This is a genomic window from Massilia agri (assembly GCF_024753255.1).
Classification (GTDB): Bacteria; Pseudomonadota; Gammaproteobacteria; order Burkholderiales; family Burkholderiaceae_D; genus Telluria; species Telluria agri.
Genome location: NZ_JANUHA010000021.1, coordinates 1 through 26,224, shown reverse-complemented (window position 1 = coordinate 26,224; position 26,224 = coordinate 1). Strand labels below are relative to the sequence as shown.

28 protein-coding genes and 1 pseudogene are annotated in these 26,224 nt (G+C 61.0%); 16 read left to right on the top strand and 13 right to left on the bottom strand.

Annotated elements, in window-relative coordinates; translation table 11 throughout:
- From NX780_RS21845 to NX780_RS21835, 3 genes are read right to left on the bottom strand one after another with little or no spacing between them, the layout of a single operon-like run.
- Complete coding sequence (locus NX780_RS21845) at positions 1-993, bottom strand: MFS transporter (RefSeq protein WP_258829996.1); 993 nt, start codon at positions 991-993, stop codon at positions 1-3.
- A 15-nt stretch (positions 994-1,008) separates the two neighbouring features.
- Complete coding sequence (locus NX780_RS21840) at positions 1,009-1,215, bottom strand: hypothetical protein (protein ID WP_258829995.1); 207 nt, start codon at positions 1,213-1,215, stop codon at positions 1,009-1,011.
- 53 nt (positions 1,216-1,268) lie between these two features.
- Positions 1,269-2,675: an NAD(P)-binding domain-containing protein gene (locus tag NX780_RS21835; RefSeq protein WP_258829994.1), complete on the bottom strand. Its 1,407-nt coding sequence runs from the start codon at positions 2,673-2,675 to the stop codon at positions 1,269-1,271.
- A 248-nt stretch (positions 2,676-2,923) separates the two neighbouring features.
- Between NX780_RS21835 and NX780_RS21830 the strand changes: the two genes are divergently transcribed.
- The 7 genes from NX780_RS21830 to arsH all read left to right on the top strand — a co-directional run bounded on the left by NX780_RS21830 (position 2,924) and on the right by arsH (position 7,416).
- Complete coding sequence (locus NX780_RS21830) at positions 2,924-3,448, top strand: arsenate reductase ArsC (protein ID WP_258829993.1); 525 nt, start codon at positions 2,924-2,926, stop codon at positions 3,446-3,448.
- A 10-nt stretch (positions 3,449-3,458) separates the two neighbouring features.
- Positions 3,459-3,968: an arsenate reductase ArsC gene (locus tag NX780_RS21825; protein ID WP_258829992.1), complete on the top strand. Its 510-nt coding sequence runs from the start codon at positions 3,459-3,461 to the stop codon at positions 3,966-3,968.
- 91 nt (positions 3,969-4,059) lie between these two features.
- Positions 4,060-4,404 carry an ArsR/SmtB family transcription factor gene (locus tag NX780_RS21820; RefSeq protein WP_258829991.1) on the top strand — a complete coding sequence of 115 codons (345 nt, stop codon included), beginning with the start codon at positions 4,060-4,062 and terminating at the stop codon, positions 4,402-4,404.
- 26 nt (positions 4,405-4,430) lie between these two features.
- Positions 4,431-4,910: an arsenate reductase ArsC gene (locus NX780_RS21815; RefSeq protein WP_258829990.1), complete on the top strand. Its 480-nt coding sequence runs from the start codon at positions 4,431-4,433 to the stop codon at positions 4,908-4,910.
- A 77-nt stretch (positions 4,911-4,987) separates the two neighbouring features.
- Positions 4,988-6,268, top strand: a complete 1,281-nt coding sequence (locus NX780_RS21810) for an arsenic transporter (protein ID WP_258829989.1) — start codon at positions 4,988-4,990, stop codon at positions 6,266-6,268.
- Positions 6,269-6,280: 12 nt separating this feature from the next.
- The gene (gene arsC, locus NX780_RS21805; RefSeq protein ID WP_258829988.1) at positions 6,281-6,703 is read left to right on the top strand and encodes an arsenate reductase (glutaredoxin); all 423 of its coding nucleotides are present in this window, start codon (positions 6,281-6,283) and stop codon (positions 6,701-6,703) included.
- The gene (gene arsH / locus NX780_RS21800; RefSeq protein WP_258829987.1) at positions 6,700-7,416 is read left to right on the top strand and encodes an arsenical resistance protein ArsH; all 717 of its coding nucleotides are present in this window, start codon (positions 6,700-6,702) and stop codon (positions 7,414-7,416) included. Before arsC ends, arsH begins: the two co-directional genes overlap by 4 nt.
- Positions 7,417-7,518: 102 nt before the next feature.
- On the opposite strand, the gene NX780_RS21795 is transcribed toward arsH, so the two are convergent.
- The 9 genes from NX780_RS21795 to NX780_RS21755 all read right to left on the bottom strand — a co-directional run bounded on the left by NX780_RS21795 (position 7,519) and on the right by NX780_RS21755 (position 13,951).
- Positions 7,519-7,962 (bottom strand): YybH family protein, encoded by a 444-nt coding sequence (locus tag NX780_RS21795; protein WP_258829986.1) that lies wholly within the window; start codon positions 7,960-7,962, stop codon positions 7,519-7,521.
- A 25-nt stretch (positions 7,963-7,987) separates the two neighbouring features.
- On the bottom strand, positions 7,988-8,926 hold the full coding sequence (locus NX780_RS21790; RefSeq protein WP_258829985.1) for a CopD family protein: 939 nt from the start codon (positions 8,924-8,926) through the stop codon (positions 7,988-7,990).
- Between the two features lies 1 nt (position 8,927).
- Complete coding sequence (copC, locus tag NX780_RS21785) at positions 8,928-9,293, bottom strand: copper homeostasis periplasmic binding protein CopC (RefSeq protein WP_258829984.1); 366 nt, start codon at positions 9,291-9,293, stop codon at positions 8,928-8,930.
- A 64-nt stretch (positions 9,294-9,357) separates the two neighbouring features.
- Positions 9,358-9,714 (bottom strand): copper-binding protein, encoded by a 357-nt coding sequence (locus NX780_RS21780; protein WP_258829983.1) that lies wholly within the window; start codon positions 9,712-9,714, stop codon positions 9,358-9,360.
- A gap of 32 nt (positions 9,715-9,746) precedes the next feature.
- Positions 9,747-10,190 (bottom strand): DUF411 domain-containing protein, encoded by a 444-nt coding sequence (locus NX780_RS21775; RefSeq protein ID WP_258829982.1) that lies wholly within the window; start codon positions 10,188-10,190, stop codon positions 9,747-9,749.
- A 23-nt stretch (positions 10,191-10,213) separates the two neighbouring features.
- Positions 10,214-11,608, bottom strand: a complete 1,395-nt coding sequence (locus tag NX780_RS21770) for a multicopper oxidase family protein (protein WP_258829981.1) — start codon at positions 11,606-11,608, stop codon at positions 10,214-10,216.
- Between the two features lie 18 nt (positions 11,609-11,626).
- Positions 11,627-13,045: a TolC family protein gene (locus NX780_RS21765; RefSeq protein ID WP_258829980.1), complete on the bottom strand. Its 1,419-nt coding sequence runs from the start codon at positions 13,043-13,045 to the stop codon at positions 11,627-11,629.
- Between the two features lie 12 nt (positions 13,046-13,057).
- Positions 13,058-13,420 (bottom strand): hypothetical protein, encoded by a 363-nt coding sequence (locus NX780_RS21760; RefSeq protein ID WP_258829979.1) that lies wholly within the window; start codon positions 13,418-13,420, stop codon positions 13,058-13,060.
- A gap of 102 nt (positions 13,421-13,522) precedes the next feature.
- Positions 13,523-13,951, bottom strand: a complete 429-nt coding sequence (locus tag NX780_RS21755; protein WP_258829978.1) for a hypothetical protein — start codon at positions 13,949-13,951, stop codon at positions 13,523-13,525.
- A 243-nt stretch (positions 13,952-14,194) separates the two neighbouring features.
- Here NX780_RS21755 and NX780_RS21750 point away from each other — a divergent pair, with 243 nt between their 5' ends.
- The 6 genes from NX780_RS21750 to NX780_RS21725 all read left to right on the top strand — a co-directional run bounded on the left by NX780_RS21750 (position 14,195) and on the right by NX780_RS21725 (position 20,030).
- Positions 14,195-14,599 (top strand): DUF305 domain-containing protein, encoded by a 405-nt coding sequence (locus NX780_RS21750; RefSeq protein WP_258829977.1) that lies wholly within the window; start codon positions 14,195-14,197, stop codon positions 14,597-14,599.
- Between the two features lie 656 nt (positions 14,600-15,255).
- Positions 15,256-15,924: a PEP-CTERM sorting domain-containing protein gene (locus NX780_RS21745; protein WP_258829976.1), complete on the top strand. Its 669-nt coding sequence runs from the start codon at positions 15,256-15,258 to the stop codon at positions 15,922-15,924.
- A gap of 29 nt (positions 15,925-15,953) precedes the next feature.
- Positions 15,954-16,676 carry a DUF305 domain-containing protein gene (locus tag NX780_RS21740; RefSeq protein WP_258829975.1) on the top strand — a complete coding sequence of 241 codons (723 nt, stop codon included), beginning with the start codon at positions 15,954-15,956 and terminating at the stop codon, positions 16,674-16,676.
- Positions 16,677-17,015: 339 nt separating this feature from the next.
- Positions 17,016-17,354 (top strand): ISC system 2Fe-2S type ferredoxin, encoded by a 339-nt coding sequence (fdx, locus tag NX780_RS21735; RefSeq protein ID WP_258829974.1) that lies wholly within the window; start codon positions 17,016-17,018, stop codon positions 17,352-17,354.
- A 73-nt stretch (positions 17,355-17,427) separates the two neighbouring features.
- Complete coding sequence (locus tag NX780_RS21730; RefSeq protein WP_370663638.1) at positions 17,428-19,848, top strand: heavy metal translocating P-type ATPase; 2,421 nt, start codon at positions 17,428-17,430, stop codon at positions 19,846-19,848.
- Positions 19,845-20,030 carry a hypothetical protein gene (locus NX780_RS21725; protein ID WP_258829973.1) on the top strand — a complete coding sequence of 62 codons (186 nt, stop codon included), beginning with the start codon at positions 19,845-19,847 and terminating at the stop codon, positions 20,028-20,030. The genes NX780_RS21730 and NX780_RS21725 overlap by 4 nt, the downstream gene beginning before the upstream one ends.
- A gap of 99 nt (positions 20,031-20,129) precedes the next feature.
- Here NX780_RS21725 and NX780_RS21720 read toward each other — a convergent pair whose 3' ends face one another.
- Entirely contained in the window at positions 20,130-20,663 is a 534-nt protein-coding gene (locus tag NX780_RS21720; protein WP_258829972.1) for a hypothetical protein, read from the bottom strand.
- Positions 20,664-21,279: 616 nt separating this feature from the next.
- Between NX780_RS21720 and NX780_RS25270 the strand changes: the two are divergent.
- From NX780_RS25270 to NX780_RS21705, 3 genes and pseudogenes are all read left to right on the top strand, one after another.
- Positions 21,280-23,264, top strand: a pseudogene (locus tag NX780_RS25270) (type VI secretion system Vgr family protein); the annotation flags it as partial.
- 12 nt (positions 23,265-23,276) lie between these two features.
- Positions 23,277-24,119 (top strand): DUF2345 domain-containing protein, encoded by an 843-nt coding sequence (locus tag NX780_RS25265; protein WP_307733017.1) that lies wholly within the window; start codon positions 23,277-23,279, stop codon positions 24,117-24,119.
- Positions 24,120-24,135: 16 nt separating this feature from the next.
- Positions 24,136-26,224: T6SS effector phospholipase Tle3 domain-containing protein (locus NX780_RS21705; protein WP_258829970.1), on the top strand; the 2,089-nt coding region annotated here is incomplete at its 3' end.

Below are 26,224 nucleotides of genomic sequence, written 5' to 3'. Positions count from 1 at the left end.
TCAGGCTGTGTTCTTGTCAAAGGCTTTCGCGATCGATGGCGAGCTGCCGATACTCACGGCACGCAGGTAGAAGACGAGGGAGGCGATGGAAACGGCCAGAAGCACGATGAGCAGCATTGTGGTCCCACCCTCCGGGCGCAGTAATGCTGCAGCTGCGAGCGGCCCTGCAGCCTTCGATAGTAGCGATGGCCCTGCCAACGCACCGGAGATCGCCCCGTAATGCTGGCGGCCAAACAAGGCTTGCGGGATCGAGCCGCGTACGATCGTCAGGATGCCATTGCTCACGCCGTACAGCATGCAGAACAGGGCAACAATCCATGCATTGGCTCCAAACAATACGAGCACGAGCAGCGCAGCAGGCAGCATTGCGAAGGTCAAAATTCCTACTATTTGCAGAGACGTATTGCGGCCGAGCGTCATCTCCCCGATACGTCCGGCTACTTGCATTGGACCGATCAGCGAGGCCAACAAGACAGCCGTGGACAGTGACAGTCCCAGGCGCTCGAGCAGTGGGATCAGGTGCACCGACATCGCCGAAAAGACGAACGTGTTAGCCGAAATGGCCAATGCCAGCGTCCAGAACGCGGGGTGACGCAATGCATGTTTCAAAGTGTGCCCCTGGTCTTCGGCACTGAGATGATGTCGAGGCTGCCGCACAGGGGCCGCGCCAAGCCATAAGTGCAAAGGCATGCAGAGAGGCAGCTGCATGACAGCGAAGCACGAATTGGTATCACGCCAGCCAAAGACCGTATCCAGCTTGGCGGTGAGCGGCCAGAGCAGCGTACTGGCAAAGCCGCCAAACAGCGTCAGGGTCGAAATCGCTTGCCTTGAGCCGGTCTCGTACTTGCGGTTAATCGTTGCGAAAGCTGCCTCGTACAGTGTGAGGGCCATCGCGATGTCGATCAGCGTCCACGCGATGTACAAGGAAACGACACCGCCAGCACGGCTTAGTACGGCCAGGCCAATGGCGCAAACAAACGAACCTAGGGCCATTACGTAGCGGCCCCCTTAGCGGTCGAGCAGGATGCCGGCAGGGGGCGCCGCCAGGCCAGCCGCAAGAAGATTCCAGGAGAAAGCGCCGAAGACGAGCTCAGGCGAGAGGCCAAGCTCAGGCTGCACACCGGCGGCCAGGATCGTAAAGGCGTAGTACAGCGTTCCCCAGGAGACGATTTGGGTAATCGCCAGTATGCCGATGGTTTTCGAAGGCTGGGACATGGAATGTTCCGATTGGGCGCTGCCGGCATCTGCCGGCAGCGGGTTCAGTCAGCTCAAGCGCAGCAGGTGGATTCGGCTGGCTTGCTGCAGCCGCAGGCGCCGGTCGGCGACGGCGCGGGAACGCAGCAGGCAGCGGCTGCTGCCGGCGCAACATTGCAGCACGAGCCCGTCGGCTCAGGTGCTGCCTCGTATGCCAGCCGCGTGTTGCACACTCCGGTTTCCGGCAAGTCCAGCTGGACGTCATCCGCCGCAGCCATGTCTCCTACCAGGGCTGCTGCCACCGAGCGAACCTGCTCGTAGCCCGTCGCCAAAAGGAAGTTGGGGGCGCGGCCATAGCTCTTGGCACCGACGGCGTAATAACCAGATTCCGGATGTGCCAGTTCCCGGTGACCGTGTGGACGCACGGTACCGCAGCTATGCTCGTTCGGATCGATCAGCGGTGCCAGCGCATCCGTGCTCTCAAGCCACGGATCATGACGGACCCGAAGCTCCCGCGTGAGTGCGAGATCGGGCCGTGCGCCGGCAGCACAAATGATCCGGTCGATTCCCTCGATGACCGGGGCCGGACCGTCGATCGGCTCGGCGGTCACGGCGATCTTGCCATCGGTCTCGGCCAGCTCCAGGATCCGGAAGTTCTGCCGCATCTCGAGGCCGCCCGAATCGCGTAATGCCTTCAAACGCAGCCCAAGCTGCCCACGCGCCTTGAGAGCGTCGGCTTCACCGCCGCCAAAAAACCGTGCCAGCTGGCTGCCGCGCGTCACCCACACGATACGCGTGTCCGGATGTTCCTGGGTAAGCTGGGCGAGGGCGAGCAAGGTGCCTGCTGCAGAATGGCCCGCTCCCACTACCATGACCTTTTTCCCGGCGTAGGTTTCGCGGGCTGAACCAAGAACGTCCGGCATGCCATAGTCGATCCGGTCGGACAGCGCCTGTTCGCCGAGCGCTGGGATGCCGTCCGCACCCAGAGGATTTTGGTGTGACCAGGTACCGGTAGCATCGATCACGGCACTGGCCAAGAACTGGCACGAGCCATCCGGCGTGTTAGCACGAATGAGGAATGGCGCGCTTTCACGCCCCTTTGTCTTGACCTTGTCGAACCCCGGGCGCGTGATGGCCGTGACGCGGTAGCCGAGCAGCAGATTCGAGTTCACCTCGCGAATCGAAGCCAGTGGGGCAAGATAATGGTCGACCAGTTCGCCAGCGGTCGGCAATTCTTCGCCTGCCGGCTCACTCCATCCTTGTCCAAGCAGAAGGCGGCGGGCAGCCTTGTCGATGTTGTACTGCCACGGCGAGAACAAGCGAACGTGGCGATAAGTCGCAAGGTTCGCACCGATGGCAGCACCTGCTTCGAAGATCAGGGGCGTTAGACCGCGTTCGATCAGATGGGCCGCTGCGGCGAGCCCGACTGGACCTGCGCCGAGCACTGCGACTGGCAAGTTTTGTGCGTTCTCATTTTTCATGTTTGCTCTCCTTAAGTGGCTTGACTGTAGTCGACCCGCATGGAAACTATTCGTTATTCGACAAAATACGAATTGCGTGCCGCTTGAAGACGCATGCAGACGTGCTGTTTGTCAGCACCGCGCGAGGCTGGCAATAGCCGTTATTCGCCATTCGACGAATAAAGAATATATCGGTGTCATCAAACGGTCAAGAAACTTCGATATATTTCGAATAGTCGTATGAACAACCCGTCTGCCTGGAGGCCGCGATGACTGACCACGAAACATTCAATGTGCTTTTCCTTTGTACCGGTAACTCGTCGCGCAGCATCATCGCCGAGGCCATCCTTAATGCGATCGGCGCCGGCCGCTTCAGTGCTTACAGCGCAGGGAGCCATCCGACCGGTTCTGTTCACCCGCTGGCAATGGAGGCGATCGAACATCTTCGTTTTCCGTATGCTGATCTGCGCAGCAAGAGCTGGAATGAATTCGCCGCTGCCGATGCACCCCACATGCACTTTGTAATTACGGTATGCGACAGGGCAGCTGGCGAGGTTTGCCCGCGCTGGCCCGGGCATCCAATCACGGCCCACTGGAGCTTCGAAGATCCCGCGACATTTGTAGGCAGTGCGCAGGAGCATCGGCAGCTGTTTAGCAAGGTGTGCCGTGAGATCAAGAACCGCTTGGATATCTTCGCGATGCTGCCTTTCGCGAAACTTTCACGCATGGCCATCGAGGAAGAGCTGAGCGCCATTGCCCGCCCAGATGCGAGCCTTGAAAACGCCTCGCGTTAACGGACAGACGATGGCAGGCAAGAGCTACAGCGTTCTCTTTCTTTGTACCGGCAACTCGTCGCGCAGCATCATGTCGGAAGCACTGTTGACTGTGCTGGGCAGGGGGCGCTTCATGGCATATTCCGCGGGAAGCCGCCCGGCAGGTGTCGTGAGTCCATTGGCAATCGAACAGATAAAACGGTTCGATTCCAGCTTCCCGGTAGCGGCGATGCACAGCAAGGGCTGGCTCGAATTCGGGCAGCCTGATGCGCCGCACATGGACTTCATCATCACCGTATGCGACAGCGCGGCCGGAGAGGTGTGCCCCCATTGGCCGGGACACCCGACGACGGCGCATTGGGGCTACCCGGACCCGGCGCAGGTTTCTGGTAACGACAGGGACAAGCAAGAAGCCTTCAGGCAGGTCTTCTTGCAGATCAAAAAGCGGGTCGAACAGTTCGTTTCGCTGCCCTTGGAGTGGCTGGAGGACGACTCGGTACGCCGCGAAGCCGTCCGGGCAATCGCCGAGAGGAAGCTGTAAGGCGCTGTTCCCGACCGTCACGCATATGACTCCTTGCTGTAATGGCTTCAATTCCAATATACTAGAAATATCAAATAGAAGGGTACATGTCATGGACACTAAACCGGCAATCGCTGCCCTGGCTGCACTAGCCCAGGAATCGCGGCTCGCCACATATCGCCTGCTGGTCCAGGCGGGCCCGGCCGGGCTGCCAGCGACCAGGATCGCCGAGGCGCTCAACGTGCCGCCGTCCTCGCTTTCTTTCCACCTCAAGGAACTGTCGCACGCTGGCCTGGTGGTTCCGCGCCAGGACGGGCGCTTCATTATCTACTCCGCGAATTTCGACACGATGAATGCCTTGCTGGGCTTCCTCACCGAGAACTGCTGCGGCGGCAATCCCTGTACGCCGGTCGGCAATGCCTCCTGCGACAGCGCTGACGCCGCTGCAACAAACTGATCTATTTTTTCTACGAAAGGCTTTCCGTGAACGTACTTTTCCTCTGCACTGGTAACTCCTGCCGCTCGCTCATCAGTGAAGCAGTCTTCAACCATATCGCCCCTGAAGGCCTGCATGCCATCAGTGCAGGCAGCCAGCCAATTGGCAAACTGAACGAAAAAGCGGTTGCACTGCTGGCAAGCAAAGGCATCTCCACGGAAGCTTATTACAGCAAATCGTGGAATGACCTGCCGGTTACGCCAGACGTCGTCGTCACCGTGTGTGCCAGTGCCGCTGGCGACACATGCCCGGTTTATCTCGGCCCCATTCTGCGCACGCACTGGGGCGTCGAAGACCCTGGCCACGTGGTCGGCACGGAAGAGGAAATCAACACCGCATTCGAAAAAGCCTACGCCACGCTGCGCGCACGGATCGAGGCCTTTCTTGCATTGCCGCTGGAAGAACTGAAGGGCGACCGGGAACTATTCAAGGCGGAGCTCGACCGAATCGGCCTTATCGGCGCCTGAACACGCCGGGTCTCATGATGGCCGGGCATGCCCCCGGCCTTTTTTCGTGGTGAACCACCACCGTCCAAAGGATTTTTGTGCTGATCGCTTTTCTCATCTTTCTGGCAACCTTGATCTTCGTTATCTGGCAACCGCGCGGCCTCGGCATCGGCTGGAGCGCGTCCGCCGGTGCGGTCGTAGCCCTACTTGCAGGGGTCATCCAGATCAGCGACATCCCTGTCGTCTGGAACATCGTCTGGAATGCCACTGGGGCCTTTGTGGCCGTCATCATCATCAGCCTGTTGCTGGACAAGGCCGGTTTCTTCGAATGGGCAGCCTTGCACGTGGCGCGCTGGGGCAAGGGCAATGGCCGGCGCCTGTTCGTCCTGCTCGTCCTGCTGGGTGCGGCAGTGGCCGCGCTGTTTGCCAATGACGGCGCCGCGCTGATCCTGACGCCTATCGTCATCGCCATGCTGGTTGCCCTGCGCTTCTCCGCACGCGCAACGCTTGCCTTCGTCATGGCTGCAGGCTTCATCGCCGATACCGCCAGCCTGCCGCTGGTGGTCTCGAACCTCGTCAACATCGTATCGGCCGACTACTTCGACATTACTTTTGCGCGCTACGCTGCGGTCATGGTGCCGGTCAACCTGGTGTCGGTCGCAGCCACGCTCGCCGCTCTGGTCTGGTTCTTCCGCAAGGACATCCCGGCCGACTATGACCTGGCCCAGCTCAAGCGTCCAGAAGAGGCGATCCATGACCGCGCCACCTTCGTTACGGGCTGGTGGGTGCTGACGATGCTGCTGGTTGGATTCTTCTGGCTGGACGATGTCGGCATCCCGATCAGCGCTGTCGCCGCGGTGGGAGCAGTGGTGTTGCTGGCCGTCGCCGCACGTGGCCACCGGATCTCGACGCGCGAAGTGCTGCGCGGTGCGCCATGGCAGGTGGTCGTGTTCTCGCTGGGTATGTACCTGGTGGTCTACGGACTGCGCAACGCTGGCCTCACCGATTACCTGACGGCGCTGCTGGACCGCTGCGCCGAATATGGCGTGTGGGGTGCGGCGCTCGGTACCGGCTTCATCACCGCTATCCTGTCGTCCATCATGAACAACATGCCGACCGTGCTCGTGGGCGCACTGGCGATCGATGCCACTGCCACTACCGGCGTGGTACGTGAAGCGATGGTGTATGCCAACGTGATCGGCGCTGACCTGGGACCGAAGATTACCCCGATCGGCAGCCTGGCGACGCTGCTGTGGCTGCACGTGCTGTCGGCGAAGAATATCCAGATTTCGTGGGGATACTACTTCCGCGTGGGTATTCTGCTGACGCTGCCGATCCTCTTCGTCACCCTGTGTGCGCTCGCCGTTCGCCTGAGCTGAAAAGGAGTCACCATGGACGTCACGATTTTCCATAACCCTGCATGCGGCACCTCGCGCAACACGCTCGGCCTGATCCGCAATGCGGGGATCGAACCGACCGTGATCGAGTACCTGAACAATCCGCCTGATCGTGTGACCTTGGCCGACCTGATCCAGCGCGCCGGGGTGACGGTGCGGGGCGCAGTTCGCGAGAAGGGTACGCCCTTCCTCGAGCTCGGCCTGGACAATCCGGCCATGACGGACGAGCAGCTGCTCGATGCGATGCTCGCCCATCCGATCCTGATCAATCGCCCGTTCGTCGTTACGCCGCTCGGCGTGCGGCTGTGCCGGCCGTCGGAAGCCGTGCTCGACATTTTTCCTGCCCAGCAGCAGGGCGCATTCACGAAAGAAGACGGCGAGCCAGTTGTGAACGCCGAAGGAAAGCGAATCAAATGAACAAGATCCCGAATCTCCCCAACATCAAGCCGGAGTTGCTGGACCAGCCGACGCTGGAGAAGCTCGCGCAGGTCGGCGACATGAGCCATCCGCCGCGCATTCTCATGCTGTATGGCTCCTTGCGCGAGCGCTCGTTCAGCCGCTTCCTCACCTACGAGGCCGCCCGGATCCTGGAACACTTCGGCGCCGAGGTGAAGATTTTCGATCCGATGGAACTGCCGATGGTGGGAAGCGTGCCTGAGACACATCCGAAGGTGGTCGAGCTGCGCGAGTTGTGCATGTGGTCGGAAGGCCAGCTGTGGTGCAGCCCCGAACGTCACGGTGCGATTACGGCCGTGATGAAAAACCAGATCGACTGGATTCCGCTGGAAATGGGGGCGGTACGCCCCAGCCAGGGACGTACCCTGGCGGTGATGCAGGTGTGCGGCGGGTCGCAGTCGTTCAATGTCGTGAATACCCTGCGCCTGCTGGGACGCTGGATGCGCATGTTCACGATCCCGAACCAGTCTTCGGTGCCGATGGCGTACAAGGAGTTCGACGACGAAGGACGCATGCGCCCATCGGCTTATTACGACCGCATCGTCGATGTGATGGAAGAGCTATTCAAGATCACGCTGTTGATGCGTGGCCGGACCGATTACCTGACCGACCGGTACAGCGAGCGAAACGAGCATGCGCAAAAGGCAATCGACCAGCAGATCAACAGACTTTGACCGGAGGATGGATGTCCGCCGCGCTGCATGCGGACATTCCGATCTGCTCGCAGGTACCATGTTCCTCGCACCGCGAGCTGTGTTTGCACAGCCCTGCGGTGATCACTTCGCTTTCTTGGAAGACCAGTGCACGTGAACGATGGACCAGGAATCGCCTTTTTTTTCAAGGACTGCCGTGCCGGTTCCAAAAACGTGCACCGGTTTTCCCCGAGACGTACCCGTGGTTTCGGATTCTTCCCACACGACAGCGGTATTCCCATCGATGCGCTCGGTCTGCTTCAGCACTTTCCGGGTCGAGTTCTTGGCAAATTCCATGTCGCCGCCTAGATGATGGCTGGCGTATTCATCTCGGGATCGCTCGACGTAGCCTGATTCGTAGATCGCAATCTCCGGGGAAAGCAGGCTGAGCGCCTTCGCCTTGTCGCCGCTGGTGAGGGCTTCATGGAAGGATGCGAGCGTCTCTTTCGGTGACGCCGCCTGGCTTGCCGAAGAAACCGCAATGAGGAGGGCGCTCAGGACGAGAGCCGGAATGGTTTTGCTTTTCATTATTATCCCTTGGACGAAGAAGTGCTCACGACGCCGTTGGCGGTGAGGTGGAACTCAGGACGGCAGCTGCGATGAGCACGGCCACCAGGATGACAGCTTCGAGCTGAAGGATCAGGGCGAACTTCCCATTGGCCCCGCCTTCCGGCTTCGGTTTGCGCAGTTGTGCCAGCAGCTTCGGCATCACGACGAACCGGTTCAGGCCACCCAGCGCGGCTGCGCACAGCACCAGTCCGACCTTGATGAGCAGGGTCGTTCCGTATGGATTGCCGAGGACGTTCTCGAAGCTTCCCAGCCCGCGCCAGGCGCTCAGGACACCCGTGATGAAGATGCCGACCAGGGCGACAGTGGCCGATGTCGACAGCGATGTGATGAAGCGGGCGCATTCGCCCCGGTTCTTCGACTCCCATTCAGGCGGGGAGCGCAGCGTGACCAGGCCGGCGACGATGACTTCGCCTACCCAAAGGCTGACTAGGACAAGATGGACCCAGTCGACCAGCACAGACCAGGTGAAATCACCTGCGGCGCCGGCGTGGCTCACCATACTGCGGGCATATAGCAGTACGCCGAGCGCCGCTGCACGGATGAGCGGCGCTGCAGCACTCGGCCGGACACCATTGCGTGTGCGAAGGGTGAAGGAGACGACCAGCAGCGCTGCTGCGCCGATCATCCAGGCGAGGCCGTAATGAGTGGCGGTGATAACGGACCGCACTGCAGGGAAGGCCTCGCTTACCGGTACCTCCGCCATCGATGCCGCTTCGAGCCACAGCACTGCGACATACGCCATCGCTGCCGCCGCGACGGCGAAGACCAAGACCTTGCGCAAGCGCGGGACCAGGCCGATTCCCCATGCCGACCGTGCGCTGCGCAGCCAGACATGGGCTGCGCTGGCGCCGACAAGGATGGCCAGCGACAGGTTCAGGACGACCGTGACGAAGCGTTGAGCCAGTGTGAGGTCGGACTCCATGTCACTTTACCCGAAAGTCGAACTGGCCTTTGACCTTGTGGCCGTCCCGGGTGACGGTGGACCATTGGACACGCCAGGCCCCGGAATGCAGGGTCGGAACCGTCGCCACCAACACCTTGGGATTGGCATCGTCCAGGGCGGTCTTGCTTGGCTCGACGACGGCACCTTTCTCGTCGATCAGTTTGACCTTGCTGAACGGCAGCTCAAGCTGCTCGCTGAACTGGAGGCGAACCTGCGAAGGCGCCGGACTCACAACTGCATTGGCCAGTGGCGCAGAAGACTCGAGTTTGGCGTGAGCGGATGCCGCGGAAGTGGCCACCAGTCCGAGAACTGCTACTGCCGCTGCAAAGAAGGATTTGGTTTTCATGCTATCTCCTGGAAGGCTCGAAAAACGCGATCAGGCGTATCGAGCCCTGGTTCGCGGATGCTGCTTACTTGGCAGCCTGGAGCTGGACGATCGTGACTGCACCGTTGACGCGGTCGGCTGCGAACTTGACCTTGTCGCCCGCCTTCACCTGGTCAAGCATGGCCGGATCCTTGACGCGGAACACCATCGTCATGGCGGACATGTTCAGGTTCTTCAGTTCGCCATGGCGCAGCGTGATCTTGCCTGCCTCCTTGTCGATCTTCTTGACTTCGCCTTCGGTGAGTTCGGCCGTCGCCGGTGCCGCATGGCCAGCATGTGCGTCATGAGCGCCATGGCCGCTGTGGGCGCCGTTCTGGGCGGCGGCAACGGAAGCTGCGGCGGCCAGGGTGATAGCAAGAGTCAGTTTCGAAAATGCGTTCATGTTCATTCCTTTCGTTGGTGAAGAAATAGCGTTCAGTTGTAGTGCTTGAATACTTTGGTGCTGCCGTTGACCTGTACCAGCAGGACGTCGAACGGATCCTTGCGCGGGCCTTCCATGCCCGGTGAGCCGAGCGGCATCGCCGGAACGGCCAGTCCTTTCGCTTTGGGCTTCTCGGCAAGCAGGCGCTTGATGTCGCTCGCCGGAATGTGGCCCTCGATGGCGTAGCCGCCCACCATTCCGGTATGGCAGGAGCCGAGTTCGTTCGGGATTCCACCGCGTTCGCGGTAGTCCGAAGGGTTGTCGACGTTGACCACCCTGGTCTTGAAGCCATTCGATTTCAGGTGCTCCACCCAGGCGGTGCAGCACCCGCACGAGGCGCTCTTGAAGACGTCGATGACCGGTGCGGCCGCCATTGCGAGCACCGGAGCGCACAAGGCGGCGGCGAGTGCTGTTTTGCTTGCTAGTCGTCGGATCATGAGTTCGTCCTTTCCCGTTACGATTAGTGATGGCCCTTGTGGCCCGTCGGCTTGCGCACGGTGACTTCCACATCGGGTGTCTTCTTCGCAGCCGGCATCGCCTGACCGCCGGCGCTCTGGCTGCGCACTGCTGCCGGGGCCTCGCCCTTCCATTCGTAGGCAACGGTGCCGGCCGGATGCTTGTACCAGCCCGGATCCTTGTAGTCGCCCGGCTTCTGGTCCTTGCGTACCTTCAGCACGGTGAACATGCCGCCCATCTCGACGCCGCCGAAAGGGCCCTGGCCGGTCATCATCGGCAGGGTATTTTCCGGGAGCGGCATCTCCATGTCGCCCATCGAGCCGCCTTTCTCGCCCATGACCATGTAATCGGGCACGAGCTTCGTGATCTTCTCGGCGACCCCACGGTGGTCGACGCCGATCAGGGTCGGGACGTCGTGGCCCATCGCATTCATGGTGTGGTGCGACTTGTGGCAGTGGAAGGCCCAGTCGCCAGGCTCGTCCGCGATGAACTCGATGGCGCGCATCTGGCCCACGGCGACGTCGGTGGTGACTTCTGGCCAACGCGACTCCGGCCGGGTCCAGCCGCCGTCGGTGCCGGTCACCTCGAATTCGTGCCCGTGCAGGTGGATCGGGTGGTTCGTCATCGTCAGGTTGCCGGCGCGGATGCGCACACGGTCGCCCTGGCGTACGTTCATCGTGTCGATGCCCGGGAAGGCGCGGCTGTTGAAGGTCCAGATGTTAAAGTCGAGCATCTCGTTGACGCGCGGCGTGTAGCTGCCCGGCTCGATGTCGTAGGCGTTCAGCAGGAACACGAAATCGCGGTCGACCTTGTGATGGGCCGGGTTCTTCGGGTGGGTGACCCAGAAGCCCATCATGCCCATCGCCATCTGCACCATCTCGTCGGCATGCGGGTGGTACATGAAGGTACCCGGGCGGCGAGCGACGAACTCGTAGACGAAGGTCTTACCCGGCTGGATGCCCGGCTGGTTCAGACCCGTGACGCCGTCCATGCCGTTCGGCAGGCGCTGGCCGTGCCAATGGATGCTGGTGTGCTCCGGCAGTTTGTTGGTGACGAAGATGCGCACCCGGTCGCCTTCCACCACCTCGATGGTCGGCCCCGGGCTCTGGCCGTTGTAGCCCCACAGGTTCGCCTTCATGCCAGGCGCGATCTCGCGCACCACCGGTTCGGCGATCAGGTGGAACTCCTTGACGCCGTTGTTCATGCGCCAGGGCAGCGACCAGCCGTTCAGGGTGACGACCGGATTGTACGGCCGGCCGTTCGGCGGCGGTGGCGGCGGCTGGGTGGCCGCGCTGGTCATGATCGGGGCTTCGGGGAGGGTGGCCGCGCCGGCGCGGCTCACCAGTCCGGCGCCGACCAGGGCGGCTGCGCCAGTGAAGAAATCTCGACGAGAACTCATTGCTGATTCATTCCTTGTTTAGTGTTCCGCCGCACCTTCGGCGGGCGCGGCGGTTGAAGCCATGGAGATCGACGAACCGCCGCTGCCGCTGATGGCGGCCTGCAGATCCGTTTCGGCGATCCAGAATTCGCGCTGCGCGTCGATGGCCGCATTCACGCCCGCGATCTGTGCGCGTGCGTCGGCCAGCAATTCGAACACGCTCATGAGCATGCCGTTGTAGCGAAGCAGGCTCTCTTCGGAGATTTTCTTCCGCAGTGGTACCAGCTCGTCCCGATGCTGCCTGGCGACGTCGTAGGTGGTCCGGTAGGCGGAGTACGCTTCGCGGACCTGCGAGCGGGCATTGATGGCGGTGTCGGCCGTGCGGTGCACCGATTGCATGTAGAGCGCCTCGGCCTTCGCCACACGTGCGCCTCCCCAGTCGAAGATCGGCAGGGCGAGTTCGATCTCGTATCCGTTTTCCCGGGGTGCGCCGGACTTGCTCGAGTTGACGTATCCCGCGTCGAGGACGTTGATGACGCCGGTTGCCTTCGTCAGGCCCAATGCGCGCGCAGTCGACTCGGTGCCGAGCTTTGCCAGGCGCACATCGAGGCGCTGCTGCATCGCGAGCGACTCGATATTGCCTGCCTCTCGCGGAACCGCCGGCAGCTCGGGCAGCTTGTCCGGAAGCTGGAATGCCGTGTTTTCTCCCCACACACCCATCAGCCGGGCAAGCTGCTCGCGCGCGGCCGTCGCACTGTGTCGTGCACGTGCCAGCTGGGTCGAGGCTTCGCTCGAGAATGCCTGTTCGCGCGCCTGGTCGAGGGCGCTCAGGTTCCCGACCTTTGCCATGCGCTGCGCCAGTTCGGCACTCGCGCCGGCCGCTTCACGCACTTGCGCCGCATAGTGCGCCGACTGCACTGCCGCGACGGCATTGAAGTAGGCCTTGCGCGTGTCTGCCGCGAGCCGGACCGCTTCGGTTGCCGCGACCAGCTTGGCACTCTCGAAGCGGCGCGACTCGATATCGCGACGGATCGGGATGGTCACGAGTCCGACGAGATCGAACATGACGCTGCGTTCGATCTCCGTCTCGCCGCCACCGGACATGCGGCTGAAGCTGAAGCCAGGGTTGGCCATGCGGCCCGCTTGCACCAGGTCGGCCTCGGCGACACCCAGTTCGGCGAGCGAGGCCCGCAGGCCGCGGTTGTTGAGCAGGGCGATGCGGACGGCGCTGTCGGCGGAAAGCGGCTGTTTCAGCAGCTGGTTCAGTTCGTCCTGGATGGCCGCGCCATCGGCATTTGTCTTGGGCAGGCGGACGTCCTGGCCGGTGCGTTCAGCGGTCAAGGATGAGACTGCGTCCAGGCCGCCGTCCTTGGAAATCGTGGCGCAACCGCTCAACGCGACGAGCATGGCGCCTGCCGCGACGGCGCGCAGTGTGGGAATAGAAAGCTTTGTTGTCATTATGTGTTCGGCTTAATGGTGTTTGCTGTGGTCGACAGGCACAGGATTGGCCGGTTTTCCAGGCGCCACGGGCGTTGTCGGAGCCGGCGCTGCACCATGACCGTTGTGGTTCTGCTCACTGGCAGGCGCACCATGTCCGGCGTGGCCCGGCACGCCGGCGACCGCATCGTTTGCGGCACGCCAGGATTTGTCAGGCGTCGTCTGGGCGTCTTGCGGACCCGGCGAAGGTCTGGCGATGACCGATTCGTATACGGTCGGCGGCACGGCCACAGTGGGGTCGGCAGGGTCTGCCGACGGACGGGATTGCTGGGCCTGCGCGTAGATCGGCAGGGCCAGCAGGGCGCCGACAACGGCGGCCAAAAGCTTGGAGGTCATGGTCAATCCTCGAAATCGGTGACAGGGCGTGCACAGGCACGCGCGAGTGCTCAAGAGCGATGACGACAGCGCTGGAGGACAGCGGGTCAGCTCTTCCTACGATTAAGCGGATTGGTGCCGGGGAGGGCGCTGGGGGCCGTCCTGGATGAAGCCTACGGCGAAGGCCGCAGGCGCGACGATAACGTCATTGGAGCCATCGAAAGCCGGGACCGCGAGATGGGTGGAGGGTGGCGCAACGGCGCCCAGGCAGAACGCGGAACAGGCGCTGCAGGTGGAGTGTGGCTTTTTTCCGGCCTTGGAGTCTGCCGAATCGGCATCGGCCAAGGTGTCATCCGGCTGGCTTGCATGCTCGCCGCCGTGATGGGCGTGCGCATCGGCCATGTGCTCGTGGGATTGTGAGCCAACATCGATCAGGTTCTGGCTGGACTGCGGGTGAACCGGTCCGCACGACATACGGCTAGCCGCAACCGCGTGCAGCGGAAGCACGGCCAACAGTAGCCAAACCAGAAATGTCTTGATCGAGCGGTTCATAGATGCCGTGAGTATAGCACGACAATTTTGGCCGGGCGCAGGCTTAAGGCTGACTAAACACAGGCGTGGAATAGCGGCGAAATGACGTGTCGAGGGGGCCGGGCATGGCCAACTTGCAGAGATGTACAGACAGGGTGCGTTAGCGCACAGCATGTGTCATCGGACTCCTTCCAGAATCCCACTGGACGTGCCGCGTTCGTTTGCCGGCGCCGCACACTGATCAATTAGTTCAAGGAGACGAGCATGAAGACAGTACAAACCCGTATCGCTCTCATGGCCGGTGCATGTGCACTTGTCTTTGGTGTGTCCGCAAATTCCTTTGCGCAGTCAGGGCAACATGCGCAACACGGCGCCGCGTCGGGCCAGGCGGGGCAGCACCATGACATGGCTGGTCACGAAATGATGCAGTCGATGGAGGCCATGCACCAGAAAATGTCGAGCATGCAGATGACCGGCGATCACGATCATGACTTCGCAATGATGATGCGTTCGCACCACCAGGCCGGCATCGACATGGCAAAGGCTCAGCTCAAGAATGGCAAGGATCCGCAGATGCAGGCAATGGCCAAGAAGGTCATTTCGGATCAGACCAAGGAAATCAAGAAGCTCGACCAGTGGCTGGCGAAGCACAAGGCGTCAAGCAAGTAAGCTGCTGCAGGCATGGCGCCGCGAGCATGCGCAGCGGCGCCGCAATGCTCGCTTCCTCACGCATTTCCATAGAAATGGTTTGCCGATCTGTATCGTACAACGGTACATCGAGGCTGATGCTACAGTTTTTGCATGACTGCCATCTTCCGCAAAATCGCCTGGTGTTTGCTGTGTCTGATGGTCGGGTACCATGGGTATGCGACCGCGGCTGTCACATGCCACAACTTGAAGGCGGAATTGCAGGTAGTGCAGTTCGATTCCCAGGCTGAGAAAGATGATTGCCCGGACATGCGCTCCGGCACGGCAGAAAGTAGCGACGGAAGCTGTTGCAAATCGAAGTCGCTCTGCTATTCGAACTTCGTCGTCCCCTACGCCCCGATTCCATCATTCGCGCCGCTGAGCGCACCTTCTAGTTCTCCCGAACGGTCGCATTCCTTGCCGACTGACTTTTCCAGTTTCATTCCTCCCGTCGTCGATCCGCCTCCGCGTTTTTAGCTCAGCAGGCCGTTCCATCCTTGTGTCTCGCCCTCGCGTCGCAGTTATCCAAGCGGTGCAGGGCCGCAAGGTGTTTCAGCTTAATTACGAAGCTGCAGGTCCGCGCGTATCCGCGCGGGCACGGTGGCGTTCGCATCAACAACTGAGCAATGAGGTAGAACATGAAAAGCAATAACGCATTGCCTAAGCCGGCTCTGCTGGCAGCGCTTCTATTGTCAGTCGTGATGCCAGCACGTGCTGACATCACTATCTTCACCAGCGAGGCGTCGTTCCTTTCGGCAGTGTCGGCGACCGGGACCGATCGCTTTGACGACCTTCCAGCCTCCGCACTGGAAGCCCAGCTCTCGCGTACCGCAGGTGCACACGGGTATCGGATCAATGCGGGGCCAGCAGGCGGCGGCTTTTTCCCAGTGATGAATGAAGGCGACGTCTATCTGGCGCCGACGCTTGCCGCGGATGTCGTGCGCTTCAACGCGTTTTCACCTGGGGTGTTCGGCTTTGGCGGCAGCTTCTTTGCGACCGATGCCTATGGCAGCTATGTACCCGGGCGCACGATCGAGCTCACGGCAATGGATGGATCAAGTATCGCGAGCTATACGCTCGATGGATCGTCGCCAACCTCGTTCCTCGGATTCCTGTCGACCGCGCCTTTGACCGAGGTCTCGCTGAGCACGATTGGCGAACAAGGAAATGTCTACTGGGCGACTTCGAACAATGTTGTCCTTGCAGTGCCGGAACCATCGTCATACGCGATGTTCCTAGTGGGGGCAGGAGTCGCAGCCTGCTCTTTACGGCGCCGGCGATGCGCTGCCTTCACGTCGTCCAAATGAGTTGTTCTCAATCATTCAAAGGAGCAAACATGGAAACCGCAACCAAGCAGATTACTAGTTCTTCCGGTGTCGGCAACATTCGTGTGCTCGGCCGTAGTCTCGCACTGGGCTTGAGCCTGCTCGTGCCCGGCATGGGCGTGGCGCATGCCGAGGGGCCAGGCAGGGGAGCGACCGCTCAGTTCGAAAAGAACTACCTCGTCTTTATTATTAATCACCATTACTCCGCCCTGCGGATGACGGAGCTGGCGGCCGGCACGGACCTGACCCGGGACGCGCAGGTCGTCGCTCCCCAGGAAGGGACATCGCCGACCCCTGGCTTCAATGCGACACCGCCCAAGGCGAGCGATGACGAGATCAAGTCGATGGCGCGCATGGGCAACCGGGAGCAGCGCGAAGAGATTGGCCGTGCCCAGCGCTTCCTGAGGGAGTGGTACGGCATCCAATATCAGCCGCAGCTCACGGCCGATGGAAGACGAATGATCGCCATGCTCGAGGCGACGCCGGCTGGGGCACAGTTCAACCAGGTCTTCCTGAGATCGTTCAGTAACCACCACCTGGGTGCGCTTGCACCGAGCCTGCACTGTACAGTGAAGAGCGACCTGAACCATGACGGTTTACGGCGTTACTGCGAAAACATCGTGGTCGTTCAGAAGAACGGAATCAACGATATGCGCGAGATGCTGTGCAAGCGCTACTCAGACTGTGGTTTTGTGCCGATGACAGGCGACAAACGGAAGGACAATGAGTTCTGACCGAGGAAAGGGTTGAAGCGGCTGCAAAGCCGTTTCAACCTGGATGGTGTGCACCCCAACCTGCGCTTCGTTCAGCGGAAAATTCGCTTGACCTTTCCATCATTGGAAGGTTTACAGTGGAATGGTCCACTTTCCGGAGGCGTCTTATGTATGAGTCCATTGGCCGCGAGGCCCACCGTTCCGCCGATCGCGTAACAGCAATGTCCAGCACAGGCCTGCACGATCCGGTGGAGTCGAAACAGGTAACGAGCGCGGTGTCCGGTTCGGAGACGGCGACAGCGACCTCGCGCTGTCTCTTCTGCCGATACCGAAGCCCAAGTGCCGGGAAGGAGTTGGCACATGCCTAGAATTACCGTACTGCCGCATCCGGATTGCGTACCATCCGGGGCGTCGATCGAAGCCACTCCCGGCACCAGCATTTGCGATGCGCTGCTCGAAAACGACATCGACATCGAGCATGCCTGCGGCAAGGTTGGTGCCTGCACGACATGTCACGTCATCGTACGGGAGGGTTTCCCATCTCTCGCGCAAGCCAGCGACAATGAGGAAGACATGCTTGACCGGGCTTGGGGCGTGGAGCACTTGTCCCGTCTGTCGTGCCAGGCGATTGTCGCGGAGGCGGATCTTACGGTCGAGATTCCACGGTATTCGCTGAATCACGCCAAGGAAAACGGATAGGCATAACAGGCCGCGCACCGCTTGCGACAAGTGGGCCGCGCGAGAACCTCAGTCGCTTTTTACTGGAGCTGCCATGAAAAATGAAATGCATGATCACGCCGGTCACCAGCATAAGAATCAGGAATGTCACCACTCGCATGAGCATCATGCCGGCAACGCCAACTCTGGCGAAGGTATGCCCGGTGGATCCCAGCATTATCCGTCCACTTCGTCGGATAAGCCCTATACCGATCCGGTATGCGGGATGAGCGTTGCAGACCGGCCGGATCGACGCATCGAGCACGAAGGAACTCCCTATCACTTCTGCAGCGTGAAATGCATGGACAAGTTTCGCGCCAACCCCACCAGCTATACAGAGAAAGCTGCCTCTGCCGCCATGCCGGAGGCGCCGCCGGGGACGATTTACACCTGCCCGATGCATCCGGAAATCCAGCAATCCACGCCAGGCAACTGCCCGATTTGCGGAATGTCGCTGGAGCCGATGCTGCCATCGCTGGAGGAGGAAGAGAATCCGGAGTTGGTGGACTTCCGCCGTCGCTTCCGGTGGACGCTGCCGCTGACCATCGTTGTCACCGTCCTGGCGATGGCAGGGCACCGGATCTTCAGCGGAGGGCTTGCATACCAGAGCTGGATTGAGCTCGCTCTCAGCACGCCTGTCGTCCTGTGGGCCGGCTGGCCCTTCTTCGTCCGTGGGGCGCAGTCGCTCAAGAATCGCAGTCCCAACATGTGGACCCTGATCAGTATCGGGGTCGCCGCAGCGTACGGCTACAGCGTGGTCGCGACTCTGTTTCCAGGCCTGTTTCCGCCGAGCTTTGCGATGCATGGCCGCATTGGCGTGTACTACGAGGCCGCCGCCGTCATCATTTCGCTGACCCTGCTCGGCCAGATCCTTGAGTTGCGCGCACGTTCGCAAACTTCGGCGGCGATCAAATCCTTGCTCGGCCTGACGCCGAAAACGGCCAGGCGGATTCGTGCGGACGGAACCGAAGAAGACGTCGAACTTTCGCACGTCCACATCGGCGACTCGCTGCGGGTCAGGCCTGGCGAGAAGGTACCGGTTGATGGGGTGGTCCTGGAGGGCGAAAGCGCAGTGGACGAAGCCATGCTCACCGGCGAACCGCTGCCGGTGACAAAGCGGCCGGGCGACAAGGTGATCGGCGCGACCATCAATACGAGCGGCAGTCTCGTCATCCGTTCCGAGCGCGTGGGGTCGCAGACCATGTTGTCGCAGATCGTGCAGATGGTCGCGCAGGCGCAGCGTTCGCGGGCGCCCATGCAGCGCCTGGCTGACGTGGTCGCCGGCTATTTTGTCACGGTCGTCGTCGTCGTCGCGCTCCTCACCCTGCTGGGGTGGGGCCTGTTCGGGCCGGAACCCAGCTGGGTCTATGGGTTCGTGAATGCCGTCGCGGTCCTGATCATCGCCTGTCCCTGTGCATTGGGACTGGCGACGCCGATGTCGATCATGGCCGCGACAGGCCGCGCGGCCACCCAGGGCGTGCTGTTCCGCGACGCTGCGGCAATCGAAGCAATGCGAAAGGTCGACACGATCATTGTCGACAAGACCGGTACGCTCACAGAAGGAAAGCCTGCGTTCGACCGCGCGATCGCCGCATCCGGATTCCAGGAAGAGGATGTGCTTCGGATCGCCGCCAGCATCGACCAGGGTAGCGAGCATCCGCTGGCACATGCCATCGTCGCTGAGGCACGCAGGCGGAATCTGCCGCTGCACAAGCCTGAGAACTTCGAATCGTCCAGCGGGATCGGTGTCCGCGGGACCGTGCAGGGTGAGTGGGTTGCATTGGGCAACACCGCGCTCATGGACATTGAGAAGGTTGACTGGACGCCGCTACAAAAGGCCGCGGAAGAGCTTCGACATGTCGGTGCAAGCGTGATGTACCTGGCACTACAAGGAAAGCTCGTGGGCCTGATCGCAGTGTCGGACCCCGTCAAGGAGACGACGCCGGAAGCCCTGGCAACCCTGCGCGACGCTGGCATGACCGTGGTGATGGCGACCGGCGATGGCGTCACCACGGCAAAGGCGGTCGCTGCAAAGCTCGGCATTTCGGACGTCTACGGCGAGGTCAAACCGCAGGACAAGCTGGCCCTGGTCGAACGGCTGCAGCAACAGGGCAAGATTGTCGCGATGGCCGGCGATGGCATCAACGATGCGCCGGCGCTGGCGAAGGCGGACGTCGGGATTGCGATGGGTACTGGTACCGACGTCGCGATCAACTCCGCTCACGTTACCCTCATCAAAGGCGACTTGCGTGCGATTGCGCGATCGCGACTCCTTTCGCTGGAGACTGTACGCAACATGAGGCAGAATCTCGGCTTTGCCTTTATTTACAACGCCATGGGAATTCCGCTAGCTGCAGGCCTTCTTTATCCCTTTACCGGGCAACTCCTTTCGCCGATGATCGCGGCGCTGGCCATGAGCTTAAGCTCGGTGTCGGTGATCGGCAATGCACTACGCTTGAGGGGAAGCACCGCATGAACTTCGTTGTTACCGACGAGATGGTCGGCCTGACGGTACTGGTCGGGGTCATCTTCGGCATCATCGCCGCCGGGTTCATTGCTTACGGCGAGATCCAGCGACGTCGTGGTCGCAAAGGCCGGGCGAAAGAAGCCAATACGCGCGGCAGAAGAAAGCCTGGCAGGGCTGGCAAGAGCAGGTAGGGCGCAATTTCGCACATTGGCCGGCTGCGGGCGGGCTCACAACGTGCTCTGGCGCATGAGGAGTATTCGCCCGGTCGCAAGGTCGCTGGAAGCTAGGCGCTAGCGCACAGTCAGGATCGACTTCCGGATACTTTCAGCACTAGACGGCATTGCGCCGCACTCAAGCGCTAACTTGTGGAACTCTTCCGCCGCCTCATGAGGAATAAGCCGAGCTGATCGCACAGCAGCACGTGCCGCTGGAGCCAGGTCATTGATGTCCCCAGCGGTCAAATATCCGGAGAACGACATGGTCTCCCTGAATTTCGCAACGATACTCGGGGGAAGGGCAGGACCATAAATGAAGTATTCGAGAAACTTCAGGAAATTCCCATGAGCATAGATTTCAGTGCCTGAGGTGCCGTTATTCTCGAAAACCTGCTGACGGGATTTCCCGCGCCCTCCTGGATTTCGCTCGGGATCGGTGAAGTATAAAAGCCGCACCTCGGGAATCGCTCCGCGTTCCAATAAAGACTCGGTCAGGCCAGCCATTGGCATAAGGGACGCGCGAAGCTCATCATGCGATGAATAGCGGAACCTGATTTGGTCCAAGAGCGCGGTCTCTCGCTCGGTCAGTTCGACGTCGGGTACTCGCAAATCAGAACCTCCTTACCAAGGTTAAAAAGCGACCAGCTCGACCGGCAGCGCATTATTGCTGACTACTAGTGTAGCAAAGACCAATTTGTATCGGTAGCTGAGCAAAGGGCCGCTGCTCCGGCAAGTTTGGTGCGCACTTTTTGAAAGCGGTGAGTATTGGTTAGTTTCTAGCGGGGAGTTCTTAGCTGAAAACCTCATATCGATCGCTCTGGCGAATGATTCGGCACCCCGCTGCTATCTAGTGTTGTCCGTAGGTAGCACTATCTGTCCTGGCTCCTGTCCCTAACTGCGGCTGAGCAATGTGCGTAAGGTTGCTTGGTGGATACTACTACCAGATAAGTCAGTTCAGCATGTCTTCCGGTTCGACTTCGGATGGCTCGACGGTACTAACTGTCGCCACCGTCTGGCCTGAGACTCGATACCTTGAAGTGCCCGAGACCCCGTGTCTCATGCAACTTGCGGCGCCACAGCATACAGGGGCATTGCCACACTAATAATCCTGCTTTCGTGCTTACGAACCGTAGAGCGAAGTTGGCAGTATTTCCTTAGTAGAAAAATAAACATAATCCCTTTCCCGTCAGTAAATGGACGGGAACCCCGTCAAGGGAAACAACATATGGCAGAGTTTGACACCGCGCGAATTGCCGACGTGGCCCAGTACCTCCTTTCGACGCAGAACAGGCCAATCCGGCTCATGCTGGATCATGCTGGGGACAAGCCGGATGGACAGCTGCTAGCCCAGAAAATCACCGGTCACGAAGCAATATGTGGCGGCTTCGAGTTTCGGATCCTGTGCCTCGCCGAGAGTGCATCCCTCGCTCTCAAGAACTTCATCGGGATGCCTGCGGAGCTGCAAATCGTCACAGACAGAGGGCAGTTGCGCCGCCTGTGCGGCATCGTTACCGGCGCCTTGTCAGGCCAGAGCGACGGTGGACTGGCAACCTATCAGCTGGTCATGCGCGACGCGCTGTCAGTGATGGAAAACCGCGTGAATACGCGAATATTCCGAAACATGAGCGAGCTGGACATCGTCGAGACCCTCATCGCGGAGTGGCGTTCCAACAATCCGCTTCTTGCGGCCACGTTCGACCTCGACATCCATGCGAGCCTATTGAACGGAAGGCTGCCGCAGCGCGAATTCACCATGCAGCACAACGAATCGGATGCAGTGTTCCTTCGGCGCCTGATGCAGCGCGCGGAATCGCCTGGTTCTTTCGCCCCGGGCTTCCCGAACGGGAGGTCGCCGCCGGCAGTCAACCAAAGAGTGCGATCGGACACACTCTTGTGCTCTTCGACGACCCAGCTTGCCTTCGCCAGAACGAAGCGGGGAGCGTGCGCTTCCACCGGGATGCCGCGACCGAAGAGCGTGACGCCATCACAGACTGGAGTGCCGAGCGCAATCTGCAGCCCGGCAGATTCTCTGTGTACAGCCCCGATTACAGGAGTCCCGCCGCGACGCCAATCACAACGGCGCAATCCCAGTCCCGGGCGGATCAGGGCGAGCTTGGCAACCGATTGGCGGCAGGCATCGAAGAGTACTATGTCGCGGCGCCACACCTGGGCGACACGGCGCTGGATTTGACCGCGCCAGGCGACGTCCAGATGGCGCGCTTCGAGTACGTCTCGAAGTCCTTTCACGGCGAAGGAGGTGTGCGTGATCTGGCTGTCGGTGAGTGGTTCTGTCTCGCGGGGCATCCGGAGATCGACATGCATCCGCAGAAAGAACGGGAATTTGTCATCACTGAGCAGCGAATAGTGGCTCACAACAACCTGCCGGTCGACATTAGCGCCCGAGTCGAGCGCCTGTTCAACCGGAATGGCTGGAAGCAGGCCGACGACGGCACTCCGGCAGCAGGCAGCGGGGAGCGATCCGGCTACAAGACGCGCTTTTCCTGCGTCCGGCGGGGAGTGCGCATCGTTCCGCCGCGTCGCGTCCTGAGGCGTCCTCAAATTCAAACCGCCATCGTGGTTGGCCCGCCCGGCGAGGACGTATGGTGCGACGACATGGGTCGGGTGAAGGTGCGCTTTCCAGCCGCAAGGCCGCAGGACCATACCCATGCAGGTGGCGCCGGCGCTTCCGGTTCCGACCGTGACTCGGCGTGGGTCCGCGTGGCCTCGAATTGGGCCGGCAACGGTCCCGGTAGCGGCACGCAATGCGGGGCCAGATTGTTGCCGCCGGTCGGCACCGAGGTACTGGTCGACTGGGCGGGGGGCGACCCGGACAAACCCATCATCGTTGGCCAGCTTTACAACGCCGTTGCGCCTCCCCCGGCGTTTCGGCACGAAGCTGCACTGCCCGCCACACGGTATCAATCGGGCCTGCGCAGCCGTGAAGTGCACGGCCACCGCGGAAACCAGTTACGGTTCGACGACACGCCACGAGAAATCAGCGCCCAGCTCGCGAGCGACCACGCGACGACTGAGCTGAATCTCGGTTTCCTCACCGAGTTGCGGCAGGACGGCCAGGCCGCACCGAGGGGCGAGGGGGCCGAGCTGCGCACCAGTGAAGCGATCGCCTTGCACGCTGCGCGTGGGATCTTCCTGAGCGCCTGGAAGCTGTTGGGCGCCGCAACTTCCAAGGGCGGCCAATTGGAACGGGGCGAGTTCCTCGGCATGATGCGCGAGTGCGGCGAGCTTTTCGCGTCTCTCGGGAGCTATGCGGCCGAACACAACGGCCTGCAGGCTGACGCCAAGGAACAGGACGAACTGCTGGCACGCTTCAAGAACTGGGAAGACAGCAGCAACACCGCGCCGAACGCGCCTGCGCCGCGCGAGCCGGTGATCGGCGTGACGTCGCCGGCGGGCATCGGCTTTGCCAGCTCCAAGGCGATCGTCAGCTACTCGGCGAGGAACATCGACACGGTCGCGCAGCAGCACCTGCAGCTTGCAGCTGGCCAGCGCTTCACCGCCAATGCGGGCAAGGGCATATCGCTCTTCGCACAGCACGGCGGGCTGAACGTAGTCGCCCATAACGGCAAGCTGGTCCTCCAGAGCCAGCACGACGACACCAGTATCAACTCGGGCAAGGATATGCAGCTGACTGCCAGCGACGGCGTGGTTACTGTCTCGGCGAAGGCACTGCATCTGGTCGTGGAAGACGGCTCCTTCATCCGGATGGGCGATGGTGTGTTTGTCATCGGCAGCAAGCATCCCATCCAGTTCCATGCACCGGACTACCTCTACGATGGACCGGAAACGATGACGCCTCTGCGTCCGACCTTCAACAGCGAAGGAGCGGACCAAAAGTTCGAGCTGCGCTACCCGCCTTCAACCCGGGTGGAAAACGGCGAGCCGGTCATGGGCGGAATCGTCCGGGACGCGAGCATGGATATATCGCTGAGTGACGGGTCGAGTATGAAGGCGCGTAGCGGCGCCGATGGCAAGTCCGAACTGATTGCGCGTGAAGCGATGCACCTGGCCGACATTGGTTTGCTGCGTGGCGGCGGCGACAAGTAGCCCTCCAGGAGAAGACATGGCGGAGAAGCCCTATCCGAAGATCGAGTATGTCGTCAAACGCGAGAGCGCTGTTCTCCAGTGCAGCCGCGTCAGGGATAAAGTGATTGAAGTACCGCGTGAACTACCGGGCAACATCATCCTTGTTCATGGCGTCAATGATGTCGGCATGGGCTACAGCGCGGCGGAGGAGGGCCTCTGCGCCGGACTGCAAGACCGACTGTTCCGCTACTTCAAGCCCGCCGAATACAGGCTCCCGACCAAGACGGACAAGGAGAAACTGGAACAAGATCCCGACGACGTATTCTTCAAGCGCAAACCGACACCGGACACCGATAGCCCAGTGATCCCGTCTTACTGGGGCTACAGGGAACTTCCCCTCGAGACAAGGACTGTCCACGGCCAGAAGACTGACCGCTACGGTACCCGTCTCGACAAGGACTTGTCCAAGGGAGGCGGCCCATTCGGCAACGCGACCGCGACCTTGCCGGACATGTGGAACCGCGGCGTCTACGCAGCCGGCGACCCGGTAGGCGACGCGCTCAGGCCAATCAAGACCGGCCCAGGGCGCATGTACATGGTACTGGCCGCAATGCGCCTTGCAGCCCTGATCAGCATGATCCGAAAGTTCGAGCCGAAGGACACGGTCAGCATCGTCGCACATAGTCAAGGTTGCCTGCTGAGCCTTCTCGCGCAAGCTCTTCTGATGGAGCGAGGCGAACGTACGGCCGACACCTTGATCCTGACCCACCCGCCCTACAGTCTGGAAGAAGAAATGAGCCTCATGATGAAGGGCTTGACCTTCTTCCGTGGCGGGAAGGATGCGGCGATGACTGAAGCCGACTATGAGGTGCTCGATGGTCGCCAAAGCATGCACGCCAGGCTGCAGACGCTTGTGAACATCGTGGCCGGCGTGGCGAAGTCGAAGGCGGGCGCTCCAGCCTTTTCGAAGATCAACGAGAGTGACAACGGTGGCATGGTTGCCGGTTGCTGGCAACCTGAAGGCGACCGCGACAACCGCGGGAAGGTGTACCTCTACTTCTGCCCCGAAGACATGACAGTCGCCCTGGATAACATGCGCGGCATCGGCTGGCAGGGGGTGCCCGACTATCTCCACACGGTCTCATTGAAGCCGCAGGTTCAATCCGGCTACGCGGTGAGCAAGGCCGGCTATCAGCCCCGGCATACAATCGTGACCCGCAGGCCTATGGAGGAACTTGGGACCAGCTTCTTTCAAAGGGTGTTTACTGCGAAGCATCGGCTTGATCCACACACCGGGAAAACCGTTCCGGTACTGATAGGACAGTCACCGCACGATTTTGCGTTATGCATCAGGGACGAAGACGGCCATGCACACGTCGCAGCGAGCGCGCGTAGTTTGCGCGAAAAGCTCCCAGTGGCCACGTGGCCAATCAACCAGACAGACAAACCTGAGGCGCAGAGGTGGGGTATACGCCGGATCAACGGCGAGCCGCTGCATCCACCGTACAAGGCCGACCTGCGGGGCAACCAGATAGCACCGGACATGATTCCGGCCAGCTCGCGTCTGGCCCAGGCTCCGTTGAACAAGAGGGGGCCGAGCGAGGAAGTCGATCCGATAACCGCCGCCATCGCCGTTACCGCGACCGGCGGCATGGACACCAACCTGGAAGAGCTGTCGCCCGCCGTGGCCGCTGCATGCGTTGATACCAAGCCTGGAAGGTTATCGAAGCTGGAGTGCCAACGGATGCAAGCAGTCTACAACGAAGCGAAGCATCCAAATGACGCTAGTCCGGATAACAGCTACACCATTCTCAGTGCCAGCCGCAGGAAGGACGGTACCGTGGTGGCATATGTGATGGAAAGTCCCAACGCCGCGCGCAAGCGTTGGCAGCACGAGCTGGGCGAGAAGTCATTCCATAGCGCGATTTACGACAGCCCGGCGAACCACCGCAATGTGACCGCTTATGACGTCGCAATCGGCAGTGGCAAGGCGTCCAGTCATCCGCAGTTCCATGCCTATCTGTGCGCCGTGGCGGACTGGCGGCTGAAGAAGCCAGCAAAGACAAAATATGACAAAGGCCGCATAGGAGTCCTCACCTGGGACAAGTTCATGGCGAAATATGGCG